Source organism: Labrenzia sp. ATLA3, assembly GCF_057180185.1.
On the sequence record NZ_JBXUKV010000008.1, the window covers coordinates 182258 to 197090 of the forward strand.

General features: G+C 60.3%; 14 protein-coding genes. 6 read left to right on the plus strand and 8 right to left on the minus strand.

Translation table 11 applies throughout. The features are described 5' to 3' along the window. Positions 1-12 precede the first annotated feature (12 nt). From AC2A6O_RS22450 to AC2A6O_RS22465, 4 genes are all read right to left on the minus strand, one after another. Positions 13-897: a F0F1 ATP synthase subunit gamma gene (locus AC2A6O_RS22450; protein WP_498930449.1), complete on the minus strand. Its 885-nt coding sequence runs from the start codon at positions 895-897 to the stop codon at positions 13-15. Between the two features lie 31 nt (positions 898-928). Further along, positions 929-2458 (minus strand): F0F1 ATP synthase subunit alpha, encoded by a 1530-nt coding sequence (atpA, locus tag AC2A6O_RS22455; RefSeq protein WP_148582205.1) that lies wholly within the window; start codon positions 2456-2458, stop codon positions 929-931. Next, the gene (locus tag AC2A6O_RS22460) at positions 2458-3018 is read right to left on the minus strand and encodes a F0F1 ATP synthase subunit delta (RefSeq protein ID WP_498930451.1); all 561 of its coding nucleotides are present in this window, start codon (positions 3016-3018) and stop codon (positions 2458-2460) included. The genes atpA and AC2A6O_RS22460 overlap by 1 nt, the downstream gene beginning before the upstream one ends. 465 nt (positions 3019-3483) lie before the next feature. Continuing rightward, positions 3484-5679, minus strand: a complete 2196-nt coding sequence (locus tag AC2A6O_RS22465) for a primosomal protein N' (RefSeq protein WP_498930453.1) — start codon at positions 5677-5679, stop codon at positions 3484-3486. Between the two features lie 277 nt (positions 5680-5956). Here AC2A6O_RS22465 and fsa point away from each other — a divergent pair, with 277 nt between their 5' ends. Continuing rightward, positions 5957-6610 (plus strand): fructose-6-phosphate aldolase, encoded by a 654-nt coding sequence (gene fsa, locus AC2A6O_RS22470; RefSeq protein WP_148582202.1) that lies wholly within the window; start codon positions 5957-5959, stop codon positions 6608-6610. A gap of 293 nt (positions 6611-6903) precedes the next feature. Then, positions 6904-7863 carry a tyrosine recombinase XerC gene (locus tag AC2A6O_RS22475; protein WP_148582201.1) on the plus strand — a complete coding sequence of 320 codons (960 nt, stop codon included), beginning with the start codon at positions 6904-6906 and terminating at the stop codon, positions 7861-7863. A gap of 3 nt (positions 7864-7866) precedes the next feature. On the opposite strand, the gene AC2A6O_RS22480 is transcribed toward AC2A6O_RS22475, so the two are convergent. Further along, on the minus strand, positions 7867-8244 hold the full coding sequence (locus tag AC2A6O_RS22480; RefSeq protein WP_498930455.1) for a GNAT family N-acetyltransferase: 378 nt from the start codon (positions 8242-8244) through the stop codon (positions 7867-7869). Positions 8245-8493: 249 nt separating this feature from the next. Here AC2A6O_RS22480 and AC2A6O_RS22485 point away from each other — a divergent pair, with 249 nt between their 5' ends. From AC2A6O_RS22485 to AC2A6O_RS22495, 3 genes are all read left to right on the plus strand, one after another. After that, entirely contained in the window at positions 8494-8898 is a 405-nt protein-coding gene (locus tag AC2A6O_RS22485; protein ID WP_148582199.1) for a serine/threonine protein kinase, read from the plus strand. Between the two features lie 119 nt (positions 8899-9017). Then, positions 9018-9251 carry a hypothetical protein gene (locus tag AC2A6O_RS22490; protein ID WP_148582198.1) on the plus strand — a complete coding sequence of 78 codons (234 nt, stop codon included), beginning with the start codon at positions 9018-9020 and terminating at the stop codon, positions 9249-9251. Positions 9252-9424: 173 nt separating this feature from the next. Beyond that, positions 9425-10378: a metallophosphoesterase gene (locus AC2A6O_RS22495; RefSeq protein WP_498930458.1), complete on the plus strand. Its 954-nt coding sequence runs from the start codon at positions 9425-9427 to the stop codon at positions 10376-10378. Between the two features lie 22 nt (positions 10379-10400). On the opposite strand, the gene AC2A6O_RS22500 is transcribed toward AC2A6O_RS22495, so the two are convergent. Further along, on the minus strand, positions 10401-10997 hold the full coding sequence (locus tag AC2A6O_RS22500; protein WP_286192513.1) for a cation efflux transmembrane domain-containing protein: 597 nt from the start codon (positions 10995-10997) through the stop codon (positions 10401-10403). 126 nt (positions 10998-11123) lie between these two features. Between AC2A6O_RS22500 and AC2A6O_RS22505 the strand changes: the two genes are divergently transcribed. After that, positions 11124-11543, plus strand: a complete 420-nt coding sequence (locus AC2A6O_RS22505) for a MerR family transcriptional regulator (RefSeq protein ID WP_148582195.1) — start codon at positions 11124-11126, stop codon at positions 11541-11543. A 99-nt stretch (positions 11544-11642) separates the two neighbouring features. Here the strand turns inward: AC2A6O_RS22505 and AC2A6O_RS22510 are convergent, their stop codons facing one another. Both AC2A6O_RS22510 and lpdA read right to left on the minus strand, forming a co-directional pair. Next, positions 11643-13181 (minus strand): hypothetical protein, encoded by a 1539-nt coding sequence (locus AC2A6O_RS22510; protein ID WP_498930460.1) that lies wholly within the window; start codon positions 13179-13181, stop codon positions 11643-11645. Between the two features lie 227 nt (positions 13182-13408). After that, on the minus strand, positions 13409-14812 hold the full coding sequence (gene lpdA / locus AC2A6O_RS22515) for a dihydrolipoyl dehydrogenase (RefSeq protein WP_498930462.1): 1404 nt from the start codon (positions 14810-14812) through the stop codon (positions 13409-13411). Positions 14813-14833 lie beyond the last annotated feature (21 nt).

Genomic DNA, 14833 nt, shown 5'->3' on the forward strand with positions numbered 1-14833 from the left:
GTCTCGATCCCGTTAGAGCGCTTCCGCGCCCGAGATAATTTCAATCAGTTCCGTCGTAATCTGTGCCTGACGCTGGCGGTTGTAGCTGATCGTCAGTTTGTCGATCATTTCGCCGGCGTTGCGGGTCGCGTTGTCCATTGCGGACATACGTGCACCCTGTTCAGACGCAGCATTTTCCAGAAGTGCCCGGAAAATCTGAACGGAGATGTTGCGCGGCAGCAGATCCGCAAGGATCTCTGTCTCTTCCGGTTCATATTCGTAAACCGCATTGGCGCCTGCGCCTTCGTCAGAGCTGCCAGCCTCGAAGTGGGCCGGGATCAGCTGCTGAGAGGTCGGTTCCTGTGCGATCACGGATTTGAAAGTCGAATAGAACAGCGTGCAAACGTCGAACTCACCATCGTCATACATGGAGAGAACTTCGCGGCCGAGTTCGTCCGCGTTGTTGAAACCGACGTGTTTAACACTGCGCAGGTCGATGGTCTTGATGATATGCTGGCCGAGTTCGCGCTTCAGGGCGTCGTAACCCTTCTTGCCAACACAGATGATCTTGACCGTCTTGCCCTGCTTCAACAGGCTGCGCGCCTTTTCGCGCGCAAGCTTGGCAATGTTGGTGTTGAAGCCCCCGCAAAGCCCGCGTTCGGCAGTCGCAACGAGCAGGAGATGAACCTGATCGTTGCCGGTGCCGGACATGAGCTTCGGAGCGTCGTCGCGCCCCTCGAAGGCCACCGCGAGGTTGGCCAGCACCGCACCCATGCGTTCCGCATAGGGGCGCGCGGCCTCCGCAGCTTCCTGAGCACGACGCAGCTTCGCCGCGGCCACCATTTGCATGGCCTTGGTGATTTTCTGCGTCGCCTTAACGGAAGCGATGCGGTTTCGTAAGTCCTTCAGGCTCGGCATGGCCGCCCCTGCTCCTTATCCCGGCGTGGTCTTAAGCGAAGTTCTTGGCGAACGCGTCGATGGCAGCTTTCAGCTTGCCGGTCAGCTCGTCGTCGAGTGCCTTCTTTTCCCAAATGGCGTCAAGCAGAGCCTTGTGGTCGCCACGGAGGAACAGAAGCAGACCTTCTTCGAAGTCTCTCACGCGGTTGACCGCGATCGCATCCAGATAGCCGTTCACGCCGGCATAAATGACTGCGACCTGTTCTTCGGTCTTCAGCGGCGAGAACTGCGGCTGCTTCAGAAGTTCGGTCAGACGTGCACCGCGGTTCAGCAGGCGCTGGGTCGTGGCGTCGAGGTCAGAGCCGAACTGGGCAAAGGCCGCCATTTCGCGGTACTGAGCCAGTTCACCCTTAATCGGGCCGGCAACCTGTTTCATCGCCTTGATCTGAGCGGAAGAGCCCACGCGGGACACCGACAGACCGACGTTAACAGCCGGGCGGATACCCTGGTAGAACAGGTCCGTTTCCAGGAAGATCTGACCGTCGGTGATCGAGATCACGTTGGTCGGAATGAACGCGGACACGTCGTTGCCCTGGGTTTCGATGACCGGCAGAGCGGTCAGAGAGCCCTTGCCATGTTCGTCGTTCAGCTTCGCCGCACGCTCCAGCAGACGGGAGTGCAGGTAGAAAACGTCGCCCGGGAAAGCTTCACGTCCCGGCGGACGACGGAGCAGCAGGGACATCTGACGGTAGGCCACGGCCTGCTTGGTCAGATCGTCATAGCCGATCACGGCGTGCATGGAGTTGTCACGGAAGAACTCGCCCATCGCGCAGCCGGCGAACGGTGCCAGGTACTGCAGCGGAGCAGCGTCGGAAGCGGTCGCAGCGACAACGATGGAATATTCCAGCGCGCCGGCGTCTTCCAGGGTCTTCACGAACTGAGCAACGGTGGAGCGCTTCTGGCCGATTGCAACGTAGATGCAGTACAGCTTTGCGTCTTCGTCGTCGGTAGCGTGCAGCGGCTTCTGGTTCAGGAAGGTGTCGAGAATGATCGCGGTTTTACCGGTCTGACGGTCACCGATAACCAGTTCGCGCTGACCGCGGCCAACCGGGATCAGGGCGTCAATGGCTTTCAGGCCGGTAGCCATCGGCTCATGCACGGACTTGCGCGGCAGAATGCCAGGTGCCTTGACGTCCACGCGACGCTTTTCGGTCGCCTCGATTGGGCCCTTGCCGTCGATCGGGTTGCCGAGCGGGTCGACGACGCGGCCCAGAAGGCCCTTGCCGACCGGCACTTCCACGATGGCGCCGGTCCGCTTAACGGTGTCGCCTTCTTTAATGCTACGGTCGGAGCCGAAGATAACGACACCGACGTTGTCGGTTTCCAGGTTCAGGGCCATGCCCTTGATACCACCCGGGAATTCGACCATTTCACCAGCCTGGACCTTGTCCAGACCATAAACACGGGCGATACCGTCACCGACGGAGAGCACCTGACCGACTTCAGAAACTTCGGCTTCCTGGCCAAAGCTCTTGATCTGGTCCTTGAGGATTGCGGAGATTTCCGCGGCCCGAATATCCATCAGCCGACCTCTTTCATCGCGAACTTGAGTGAATTGAGCTTGGTACGCAGCGATGTGTCGATCATGCGGGAGCCGACCTTGACCACGAGGCCACCGATCAGGGCAGGATCAACCTTTGCCACGATGTTTACGGATTTGCCCGTGGAAGCCGAAAGGGCTTCTTTCAGGGCGGTGACATGCTCGTCGGACAGAGCGGCTGCGGAGGTTACCTCAGCCGTTTCCTCACCCCGTTGCTGTGCAAGCAGGGAGCGGAATGCCTTGATCATGTCGGGAAGAACGAAGAGGCGCCGGTTACGGGCTGCCAGCTTCACGAAATTAGCAGCCAGGCCTTTGATGCCTGCCTTGTCGAGAAGTGCGGTAAGCGCTGCAAGCTGCTCCTCCACACTGAATACCGGGCTTTTCACGAGACGGACGAGATCTTCGCTTTCGGCAATCATGCCTTCAAAAGCTGTCAGATCCCGCTCCACGTCAGCCGTTACGCCTTCGCCTTCGGCGAGGTCGAGAAGGGCGGACGCATAACGCTGTGCCACGCCGGATACGAGAGATACGTTGTCAGTCACCAGGTCCGTGCTCTCTGACGTTTTTCATGCCCGCGAAACGGCTAGCGCTTGCAAAGCATTGAAAAAATGAATGATTTCAAGGTCAGAAGGTATGACGGTTAAACCGCTGCCCCCAAAGCCGCGCCTCAATTAGCACAGGGTTTCCCAGTGTGCAACTTCGCCTAAAGACTGTTATTGCCGATTCCTAGGTGTTTTTTGCCAATGGTCGATAAAAAGCCTTTTGGATCAACGTGTCCGCACCGTCATAAACCTTTAGACGGTTTTCCGCCGATCCGCCGGAAACGCCTTTTCTGAAGGGCTTCCGGGCCGGTTGCCGAGAGCATTTTTGCCGCAACTGCACAGACTTCCCATTTATCGCCACCTTCAGCTTCGTTCCAGCCGCCAACCATTGCCTCTGGGCTGCGACCGATTCTTTCCGCAAGAAGGCCATGACAGGCGGCCCTTTCCGAATGCCTTGCGCCCTCCCTAGAGAAAATGCTGCGGGTCTATGTCGACCTGCAGACGCAAGCCTTTCGTGGGTTTGGGGCCCGTGCTCAACCAATGGCGCAGATAGGCCTGCAGATCGTATTGGCGAGGCGCCATTGCCAGGAGGCGGAAACGATAACGCCCGCGCACCATGGCAAGGGCGGCTTCTGCCGGCCCCAGCAGCGTGACGGCCTGATCGGGCGGTGCAGCGCGGGCAAGGGCACGGGAAAAGCCTTCCGCAAAGGTTCTGTCGGGACCCGACACGATAACAGCGGCAAGGCGGCCGAACGGCGGCAGGCCCGCGGCCCGTCGCGCCTCGATTTCGGCCTGATAAAACGCCTTCTTGTCGCTGGAAAGCAACGCCCTGATGACAGGGTGATCCGCATTGTAGGTCTGCAGGAACCCCTTGCCGCCTCCGGTCACACGGCCCGCACGGCCTGTCACCTGGGCCAGCAGCTGAAAGGTTTTTTCCGCGGCCCTCGGGTCGCCATGGGCAAGGCCCAGGTCCGCATCCACCACGCCAACCAGTTTCATCAGCGGGAAGTTATGCCCCTTGGCGACAAGCTGCGTGCCGATGACGATATCGGCCCCGCCTTCCTCGACAATCTTCATTTCCCGCTTCAGGCGGTCCGGACCACCGGCAATGTCGGACGAGAGCACCAGAACCCGCGCCTGCGGAAAACGCTCCGAAACTTCTTCGGCGATTCTTTCCACGCCGGGACCGCAGGCAACGAGACTGTCTACCGATTGGCAGGACGGACAAGCCTTGGGAACCGGCTCCTGATGGCCGCAGTGGTGGCAAACGAGCTTTTTCTGAAAGCGGTGCTCCACCAGCCAGGCGCTGCAATGGGCACACTGGAACCGGTGACCGCAGGTACGACACAGCGTCAGCGGTGCATAGCCTCGCCGGTTGAGAAACAGAAGGGACTGTCCCCCTTCGGCATAGGTGCTGGCGATGCCTTGCACCAACCCCGGGGCCAACCAGCGGCCCCGCTCCGGTCCGTCCTGGCGCATATCGATGGCCGTAAGTTCCGGCAAGGCAGCACCGGAGGCCCGCTCGGGCAGCTCGAACAGCTTGTAGCGGCCGACCTCCGCATTGACGATGCTTTCCACCGATGGCGTTGCCGAGGCCAGAATGACCGGAAAGCCGGAGAGATGACCGCGAACCACAGCCATGTCGCGCGCACTGTAGGGCACGCGGTCGTCCTGCTTGAAGGCCGCGTCATGCTCTTCGTCCACGATGATCAGGCCCAGGTCCTTGAACGGCAGGAACAGAGCGGAGCGTGCGCCGATGACGACCTGGACATCGCCGGAGGCAACGCCGCGCCAGACCCGGGACCGGTTCTTGACCGTAATCTGCGAGTGCCACTCGGCCGGATAGACGCCGAAGCGTTGTTCAAAACGGCGCAGGAACTGCTCCGTCAGCGCGATTTCCGGCAGCAGCACCAGGGTCTGCTTGCCCCGGCGCAGCGCTTCGGCAATCGCCTCGAAGTAGACTTCGGTCTTGCCCGAACCGGTGACACCGTCGATCAGGGCAACGGTACTTCCCTTGCCAAAGCAGGCCGTCAACCCGTCTACCGCGACCTGTTGTGCCGGGGTCAAAGGTTTTTGCGCATAGTCCAGTTGCGGTTTCGGCGGCGGGGGCGCCGCCGGCATCAGAACCGTTTCGAGAACCTCCTGCTGCAGCAGTCCGTCGATGACGGAGGCGGAAACACCTGCTGCGTGAGCAAGGCCGCTCTTCGTCCAGGCAAAACCATCTTCCATGGTCGCCAGAACACGTCCGCGCGCCGGCGTCAGGCGTTCCGGTTCCGCGCCTTCAATACGGCGGACACCGGGAACGGGGGCTTCCGGTTCCAGCGCTTCTTCAGAGCGCAGTACCATACGAAGCACCATGCCCGGCGCGCCAAGGGTCCAGTTCGCCACCCAGTCGACGAACCGGCGCAGATCAGCATCAAGCGGCGGCGTGGTGTCGTAGACGTGGGAAATGGTCTTGAGTTTCTTCGGATTGATGGCGGCGTCCGGTTCGATGTCCCAGACCGCCCCGATCACTTCTCGCGGGCCAAGCGGCACCTTCACGATGGTGCCCGGAACCACGGATTTTCCGGGAGGCACCTTGTAAGTATAGGCCCCCGCAACCGCGACCGGCACCAGCACGCTGGCAATGGTTTCCTGGAATTCTGGATCGTCGAACAGCACTGGACGTCAGGTCCTCATCGCTCCGGGAAAAGGCACGCAACCATGTGCCGAGCATGGTCCGGACCCAGGCGAGACATTGCCCGTCCGGCCTCCTGGATCAAGCCTCCCAATTCCTGAGGTACGTACCGCAAAAATTTCGTCCACCGGAGAATCAGGGGTTCTTCTTGTCATCATCCTAAGGTAAAGAGAGCTCAGCTGACCACGCAATCGTTTTGTCCCGCACGGCGGGACCAGGTTTCCGGCGCCGCTCCGGTAGCCCTACAGGGAGTAAAGACAGATGAAATTCTTCGTCGATACGGCCGACACGGCTGAAATCAAGGAACTGGAATCCACCGGTCTCCTCGATGGCGTGACCACCAACCCGTCGCTGATCGCAAAATCCGGCCGGGACTTCAAGGAAGTCATCGCCGAGATCTGCGCCATCACCGAAGGCGACGTCTCTGCTGAAGTGGCTGCAACCGATTTCGACACGATGATCAAGGAAGCGCACGTTTTGAGCGCGATCGCGAACAACGTCGTCATCAAGCTGCCGCTGACTTTCGACGGCCTGAAGGCCTGCAAGCAGCTGACCGAGGAAGGCACCAAGACGAACGTCACCCTGTGCTTCTCGGCTAACCAGGCCCTGCTCGCCGCGAAGGCGGGGGCAACCTATATTTCGCCGTTCATCGGCCGTCTGGACGATATTCACGCCGACGGGCTAGAGCTGATCCGCGAAATCCGCGTGATCTACGACAACTACGGCTTCGAAACGGAAATTCTGGCCGCTTCGATCCGCACGCCGAACCACGTCAAGGATTGCGCCATCATCGGCGCCGACGTTGCAACCGTACCGCCGGCAACGCTAAAGGCACTGGTCAAGCATCCGCTGACCGACAAGGGCCTGGAAACCTTCCTGGCCGACTGGAAGAAGACCGGCCAGAGCATTCTCTGACCCCATACCTGCCAGAACAGGCGCGGCCCGGATATCCGGGCCGCCAGACTGCCGTCTTTCCAAATTCCGGAACGATTCGATTGCCGTGAAACGCCGATCGGAAAGAACGCGCGACAGCCGTGCAAACCGGCGACCCATCGGCAATCTTCTGAATGTGCGGTGCTTGTCTCCATAACGCGGCCAACGCGAACGTCGGGGCAACGTACGGAAATACGCCCGCCCGAGCCCAAAAACACCCCAAAAGCGGCACCGCGTTAACCGAACCGTTGGGGATGAAGCGCCAAGGTGATGTCATGTGCGCCGCATCTTCCACGTCCGATTCGCTTCTCGTTTGTGCCCAGCCGGAGCTTAACCGGCGCGTCGACCAATGGCTGGACCACCTCTGCGACGAGCGGCGCCTTTCCGACAAGACGCTGCTTGCCTATGAGCGCGACCTTCGGCAGTTCCTGCGGTTCCTGACCAATCATCTGGGTGGGGCACCGGACCTCAAGGAGATTGCAACGCTTAGGCCGGCCGATTTTCGGGGCTTTCTGGCAAGCCGCCGCCGGGATGGCGTGCAGAGCCGGTCTCTTGCCCGCGGCCTTGCCGGGATTCGTTCCTTTCTGAGATTTCTGGAGCGGCGCGGAGAAGTAAACGCCGCAGCTTCCGCCGCCGTGCGGCCGCCGCGCCAGGCACGCTCCCTGCCGAAGCCTGTCTCCTCCAAGGATGCCATCGACGTGACCAGCGGTGAGCTGGCGATGGAAAGCGAGCCCTGGCTGGAAGCCCGCAATGCCGCCGTCCTGACCCTGCTTTACGGTTGCGGCCTGCGGATTTCAGAAGCGCTGTCGCTGACTGGTGCCATGGCCCCGAAGACCGGCGCAAAGACGCTTCGTGTCGTCGGCAAGGGCGGCAAGGAACGGATCGTGCCTATCCTGCCTGCGGTTTCTCAGGCAGTGGAACATTATCTGAAGCTATGCCCCTATGCGATCTCACCCGAAGGGCCGCTGTTTCTTGGCGCGCGCGGCGGACCACTCAACCCGCGCATGATCCAGTTGGCGATGGCGCGCCTGCGCGGCGCACTCGGACTGCCCGACAGCGCAACCCCGCATGCCCTGCGCCACTCGTTTGCCACTCATCTGCTGGCCGGCGGCGGCGACCTCAGAACCATCCAGGAGCTGCTGGGCCACGCCAGCCTTGCCTCAACGCAGATCTATACGGAAATCGACAGCGCCCATCTGCTGGCCGCCTACGACAAGGCGCATCCGCGCCGGTAAAGGTCAGTCAGCTTTCGGAAATCCGTAGACCGTCCGCTCCAGGCCGTCTGGAAACAGGTCGCGCGCAATCGGTTCCCCGCCAAGTTTGCGCACCAGCCCCTTCGCTGCCTCGTTGTCATCCTTCATATGCGTTTCGACCAAGGGCCAGCCGTACACCTGGTAAGCGTGGCGGATCGCCGCCTCGGAGACTTCGACTGCGGTGCCGGTGCCGCGGGCCTGCGGCATCAGCCACCAGGTCAGTTCCCGCCTTGGCCAGCCTTCAGGCCAGACAAAGCCGCACCCGCCAATGATGTTCCCTCCTGCTTTCGGTTCGATCACCCAAATGCCGTAGCCGCGCAATTGCCAGTGGCCGAGATGGCCTGCCAGCACCCGCCAGGCCATGTCCTCACGCGGGGGCCGCCATAAAAGCGTGACGCCTCACCATCCGCATAAAAGGCCCTGTAGACGGGAAAGTCCGGTTTTGCCGGCAGGCGCAGGCGAAACCGGGGCGTTTCAAGTGTTTGCATGGCAAGCCTCTGTTTGGTGAAGGGAAATTGGTTCGAATCCCGGGATGCGCCAACTCCGTTGTAGCCGCTGCCGCCACAAACGGTTAGGTTGCTGAAAGAGCTTTTTTTCACCGGGAGATAACGAATGCGTCTGTTCCTGCTCGCAGCCGGTCTTCTTCTGATGTCGGCCGTGCCCTCGGTGGCGCAGCGCGTCTATTGTCCGCTTCCTGAAGATGGCGTCTGGGTTTATCCGGATGCCAAGCCGAAGGAAATCTCGCGCATTGAAGTGGACAGCCGATGCGAGAACGAGGCCGTGCATGTGCGTGTACGCGCCTTCACGTCGTGTATCCCGCGCGATTGCAAATGGGGCTGGACCAAAGCGGAGATGCGCTCCGATGGTGCCATTCAGGTGTTGCTGATCGGCTTCCTGAGCAGCAAACAGCTCACCTTGCGCGCCTTTGGCGATCTTCTGGATGTCCACGTGATCAACGTTGTCAACGATCTGTCGGAACCACGCACCGAAAACACCTACAATCTCCAGCGCAAGTAGCCGGCAAGGGGCCGTAGGACAACAATCCTGTTCCGCTTTATCCTTGTCAGCCCCGCAAATTGCCTTACCTTACGGAAGACTGCGTGATTTTTGCGCGCGCCAATGCGAGGAGAGGTAACATGCGCTTATTGAGCACCGGCATCGCGGCCCTTGCCGTAACTGCGTTTGCAATTGCACCAGCCGCAGCGTGCAGCTGGAACAAGTCGGCACAGGCCAAGCAGATGACCGTGGCGGAAACGCCTGTCCTGCCGGAAACCGGTTCGGATGTGGCCATTGCCACCAACGATCTCAGCGATGCCATCGTGAACGAGAGCGTCATTCAACCAACCGGGGGCGAAACCCTATCGGACTGATCCTTCCGGACAGACAAGATCCAGACCAAGGCCCGCTGCCGCGCAGCGGGCTTGTTTTTGCATAAACGACGTCTGCACGAAATCTGCTGAAACCTGCCTCCCTCAGGCCGCATCCCCGCGCCAACATCCCGGTTCACTTGCGATTATCCTGAAGAACCGGTCGACACAGTCTCATGATTTCCAGACGCCGCTTCCTGCAAACCTGTGGCATCGCCATGCTGGGCGCCGTTTCGGCCCCTGCCTATGCCATCGGCATTGAGCCCTTCCGCCTCAACCTGAAGCATTATCATCTGACGCCCCCGCGATGGCCGGAGGGCCTGAAGCTGACAGCCGCGGTGATCGCCGACCCGCATATCTGCGATCCCTGGATGGGGCTGGAGCGGGTTCGCTCCATCGTTCGGCAGACGAACGCGCTGAAGCCGGACATCATCCTGATGCTGGGCGATTATGTCGCCAACCACAAATGGCAATATGACCCGATCCCGCCACAGGCCTGGGCGGATCTCTTCGGTGACCTCTCGGCCCCACTCGGAACCCATGCCATTCTCGGCAATCACGACTGGTGGGACGATGCGGATGCCCAGCTAAGCGGCGGCGGGCCGACCAAATACGGCCAGGCGCTGCTGAATGCCGGCATTCCTCTTTACCAGAACAGGGCGCGGCGCATCGAGAAGGATGGCCATGCCTTCTGGCTTGCCGGCCTTGACGACCAGCTTGCACTGAGACCGCGCAGCAAGGTCAAACGGTACCACTGGAAAGGCCTTGATGATCTGAGCGGAACGCTTGCGCAGGTGACGGACGATGCGCCCGTGCTGCTGATGGCACATGAGCCTGACATCATCCGCGAAGTGCCGGGCCGCGTCAGCCTGACGCTCAGCGGACACACCCACGGCGGTCAGGTCAATTGTTTCGGTTACAAACCGGCCTTTCCCAAGCAGGGCGCCAAAAGCTATGTCTACGGCCACATTGTTGAAACGGAAGGAACACGGATTGCAAGGCACCTGAACCTTCTGACAGAGCCCCGTCACCTGATCATTTCCGGCGGTCTTGGATGCTCGATCCTTCCGGTCCGCTTCGGTGTACCGCCTGAAATAACGGTGGTGCATCTGGGAGGCACCACCGTTTGAGAGGCTCATTCTGCCGCGCCGGTCATTCCGCCGCCACTTCGTGCTCCGTCTTGTGGCGATATTCGCGGATAGCCTGGCTCAGGATCTGGACCGAGGAACTGACGAACAGAGCCGCCATCAGACCGGCGACAATCAGATCCGGCCAGGCGCTTGCGGTCCCCCAGACGCCTGCGGCTGCCAGCATGACGGCCACGTTGCCGATGGCATCGTTGCGCGAGCACAGCCAGACGGAGCGCACATTGGCGTCCCCATCCTTGTAGCGGACCAGTAGCAGGACACTTGAAAGGTTCACGGCGAGCGCCAGAAAGCCGATGGAGCCCATCACTGCCGCCTCTGGCACGCCGAGCACGAAGACCTGGTAAAGCGTGGTTGCCGCCACCCACACACCCATCAGAAACAGACTGGTGCCCTTCGCAAGCGCTGCCAGCGCCCGCGTTTTCAGCGATGCGCCGATCACCGCGAGCGATATGCCGTAGGTTACGGCGTCGCCAAAGAAATCGAGCGCATCGGCCTGCAGAGCCTTGGAGCCGGCCGCCTGACCGGCGATCATCTCGACGATGAACATGCCGCCGTTCAGCGCTATCACCAGCCAGAGGCGGCGGCGATAGTCCGTCGACATTCCGTCAAATGTTCCTTGGGAATGTCCGCAACAGGCACCCATGATCCACTCCTTGTTCGAGTCGCTTGATTTTCGGTACCTGTCCCTTTTAATTACTATAGCGACTAGAGCTTCAAGAGGCTTTTTATGGATTTTTCAATTGGCGATCTGTCGAGACGGACAGGCGTGAAGGTTCCGACCATCCGCTACTATGAAAAGGAAGGCCTGCTGGAGGCGCCTTTGCGCAGCGAAGGCAACCAGAGGCGCTTCCGGTCCAGCGATCTGGAAAGGCTCGGCTTCATCAAGCACTGCCGCGACCTCGGCCTGCCCATGCCGGCCATCCGGGATCTGATCGATCTCAGCCAGCATCCGGACAAACCCTGCGAAACGGCGAACCGCATCGCCGAAGATCAACTGAAGGCGGTGCGCCAGCGGATCGCCCACCTGCGCAAGCTGGAAGCTGAACTGAAACGCATCGCCACAAGCTGCGAAGGCGATCACACGGTGACCGAATGCAACGTTCTGAAGGCTTTCGGCGACCACGGACTTTGCCTGCAGGAGCACTGACCGGGTTGAACAGCTGCCAAAAGGCACGCCGGGGTCCATCGCTTTGAGAGGACGCGGCAGACGCTCTCGTGTCAGCCCTGCCAGCCAGCGAGCGAACTCCTATTTTTCGGCGATTGGTCTTGGGGCCGTGCCTGCACCGAGTTCTGTCACCATCACGGTTCCCTCACGCCTTTCCAGACGCATCATTGTCCAGCGTTTGGCGGGCAGATTGCAGGAATGACGACCCAGACTGCAGGAGAACTGCAGCACATGGTGATACTCGTTCTGTGGCCAGACCTTTTGGGCAACGTCGTGCCTGCCTTTCAGATACCCCAGCAGCGTATATTCGCTGACATACCAGACATCGCCTTCCTTCAGGTCTGCCATGCTGGTCGGGCGTCCCTTCGGGAACGTGCCGCCCCAGGTCCAGGACAGGGCACCGGACGTCTGCTGATCCAGAAAATGATGGGCCATTGTTTCATCGATGAAGACACGCTTGCCGTCCGCCAGATCCTGCCGGTATGCCTCGACCACAGCGGGCCTGTTGGACAGAGGCTGCGAGACTACGTAGAAAACGATGAAATTGGCGGACAGCACCAGAACCAGCGCGGCGCAAAGGCCCAGCTTGACCCTTTGCCAACGGGTGTCCAGTAGCGTGTCGACCGCTATCAGAAACAGCATGGCAGCGGCAAGATTGCGGATGAGCGGGCGGTCGTGAACGACGGCGCCAAGGAATTGTCCCGCTGCAAGGCAAAAACAGATCAGCCCGAGGGTGCGCGATTTGCGGAAAACAAACCACGCCACGCCCGCAAACATGGCTGCCCGGAAGATCGCTTCGACGTTGAACCGGCCGGAGCCATGGGACCGCGTCGCGTGATAGGCGATCTGCCGAAAGAACTCCGCAAACTCGAAATTCACCGAAACTGCAAAGAGTGCGGCAGCGATGGCAAAGGCCACAAGGCCTTCGCTCAGCACCCGTGCGACACTTGCCTGACGCGTCCTGAGCCTCCAGATCTGCAGCACGGCGATAACGCCGACACTCCAGGCCAGCATGGAAAGACCGGTCAGCGGCGCTATTCCCATAAGCGCGGTGCCGGCGATACTTGCAGCGGTCTCGCTGCCGGTCCGCCGCGCCTCACCCTTGGCAGCCTTGGCCGCTATCGGCAGAAGCAGAAGAAGGCCCAGCATCCAGATGAGAGCGCCCGTGAGTTCCAGTCGAAAGCCGGAAACGACATACATCGGCGCGAAGACCAGCGGTGTGAAAAACGCCGCCGTTCGCAGGTTCGACCTAAGGCAGAACACGACAAAGACGAGGCTGGTCGCGACATAACACAGGAATTCGAACAGCACGATTGTTGCTGTGCTGACGCCGGTTACCGCCAGAAACCAGCCGGCCAGAATGAGATGCAGTCTCGGCTGGAGGTGGTAGTTTTCCAGCCCCGGAAACTGAACCGCCAGAAGCGGATTGACGTGATGACCGGTCTGGGCAAATTCAGACGCCCAGGGGATGAAAAAAAGATCGTCCACATAGGGGATGGTCCTGTCTGGCCAGAAAAACACCAGACCGCAGACCAGTGGCAGCACCAGCCCCGCCACCACAAGCGGCCAGATGCCGGATGAATACGGATCCCCGTTACTGCCCCATCGCCTTTCAACCAAAGCATCACCTGCCGTTTATTGAAATGCAGACCCTCTGATTGGACCCTACCCTACTGTATCGGTTGTGGATACATCACCCACTTTACGAATAGTTGCAATATTTTACATCTGAGAACCACGTCCGGATAGCGACCCATCGCAACGCGTGTCAGCGCCTGGAAAATGCAAAGGGGCACCCGGTAACCGGATGCCCCTGAGCGATATCGTGATGATACGAAACACGTGGCTTACGAGTGGATCGACTTTGCAAATGCGCCGAGAGCCGCCTCTTTCACAGCTTCCGACATGGTCGGGTGAGCGTGGCAGGTGCGTGCAAGATCTTCGGAAGAACCACCGAATTCCATCAGCACGGCAGCTTCGTGGATCATCTCGCCAGCACCGAAGCCGACAATATGAACACCAAGCACCCGGTCGGTCTTGGCATCCGCCAGAACCTTGGCAAAGCCATCGGTCTTGTTCATGGCGCGCGCGCGTCCGTTGGCGGAGAAGGCGAACTTGCCTGTCTTGTACTCGACACCAGCGGCCTTCAGTTCTTCCTCGGTCTTGCCGACGGAAGCGACTTCCGGCTGGGTGTAGACTACGCCCGGGATCACATCATAGTTCACATGCCCTGCCTGACCGGCCAGGATCTCGGCCAGGGCGACGCCCTCATCCTCGGCCTTGTGGGCCAGCATCGGGCCGGCGACCACATCGCCGATGGCATAGATGCCGTCGACATTGGTCTTGTAGTGGTTATCGATCTGCACACGGCCGCGGTCGTCGAGACCAACGCCTGCTTTATCGAGGCCCAGCCCTTCGGTGTAGGGACGACGGCCGATGGCGACCAGCACGATGTCCGCCTCGATCACCTGTGCATCGCCGCCCTTGGCCGGCTCAACGGTCACGGCAAGGCCCTTGCCCTTTTTCTCGACGCCGGTGACCTTGGAAGAGAGCTTGAACTCCATGCCCTGCTTTTTCAGCATACGCTGGAAGTTCTTGGACACGTCGCCGTCCATCGGACCGAGGATCTTGTCCATGAACTCGACCACGGTCACGTCCGATCCGAGACGGTTCCAGACGGAGCCGAGTTCCAGACCGATGACACCGCCGCCGACGACAACCAGCTTGCCCGGAACCTTGTCCAGTTCCAGCGCGCCGGTGGACGAGACGACCTGCTTCTCGTCGATCTCGACACCCGGCAGAGGCATGACGTCCGATCCGGTGGCGATGACGATGTTCTTCGTTTCCAGGACGTTTGACTTGCCGTCGGCATCGGTCACTTCGACCTTGCCCTTTTCAAGGATCTTGCCGGTGCCGGTGTGAACGTCGATCTTGTTCTTCTTCATCAGGAAGGAAACGCCGTTGACGTTGGCGTCGACCACACCGGTCTTGTGCTCCATCATCACCGGCAGATCGAGCTTGGGCTTGGGCACCTTGATGCCAAGTTTCTCGAAACCGTGTCCTGCTTCTTCGAACATTTCCGAGGCATGCAACAACGCCTTGGAGGGAATGCAGCCGATGTTGAGGCAGGTGCCGCCAAGCGTTGCGCGTTTTTCGACGACGGCCGTTTTCAGGCCGAGCTGCGCGGCCTTGATTGCGCACACATAGCCGCCAGGACCGGTTCCGATGACGACGAGATCATATTGGGACATTTTGGTCGCCTTTGCCTCTTT

Coding starts and splice junctions, on each gene's coding strand:
- AC2A6O_RS22450 (WP_498930449.1), bottom strand. CDS start 897: ATGCCGAGCCTGAAGGACTTACGAAACCGCATCGCTTCCGTTAAGGCG.
- atpA (WP_148582205.1), bottom strand. CDS start 2,458: ATGGATATTCGGGCCGCGGAAATCTCCGCAATCCTCAAGGACCAGATC.
- fsa (WP_148582202.1), top strand. CDS start 5,957: ATGAAATTCTTCGTCGATACGGCCGACACGGCTGAAATCAAGGAACTG.
- AC2A6O_RS22475 (WP_148582201.1), top strand. CDS start 6,904: ATGTGCGCCGCATCTTCCACGTCCGATTCGCTTCTCGTTTGTGCCCAG.
- AC2A6O_RS22480 (WP_498930455.1), bottom strand. CDS start 8,244: ATGGCCTGGCGGGTGCTGGCAGGCCATCTCGGCCACTGGCAATTGCGC.
- AC2A6O_RS22485 (WP_148582199.1), top strand. CDS start 8,494: ATGCGTCTGTTCCTGCTCGCAGCCGGTCTTCTTCTGATGTCGGCCGTG.
- AC2A6O_RS22490 (WP_148582198.1), top strand. CDS start 9,018: ATGCGCTTATTGAGCACCGGCATCGCGGCCCTTGCCGTAACTGCGTTT.
- AC2A6O_RS22495 (WP_498930458.1), top strand. CDS start 9,425: ATGATTTCCAGACGCCGCTTCCTGCAAACCTGTGGCATCGCCATGCTG.
- AC2A6O_RS22500 (WP_286192513.1), bottom strand. CDS start 10,997: ATGTCGACGGACTATCGCCGCCGCCTCTGGCTGGTGATAGCGCTGAAC.
- AC2A6O_RS22505 (WP_148582195.1), top strand. CDS start 11,124: ATGGATTTTTCAATTGGCGATCTGTCGAGACGGACAGGCGTGAAGGTT.
- lpdA (WP_498930462.1), bottom strand. CDS start 14,812: ATGTCCCAATATGATCTCGTCGTCATCGGAACCGGTCCTGGCGGCTAT.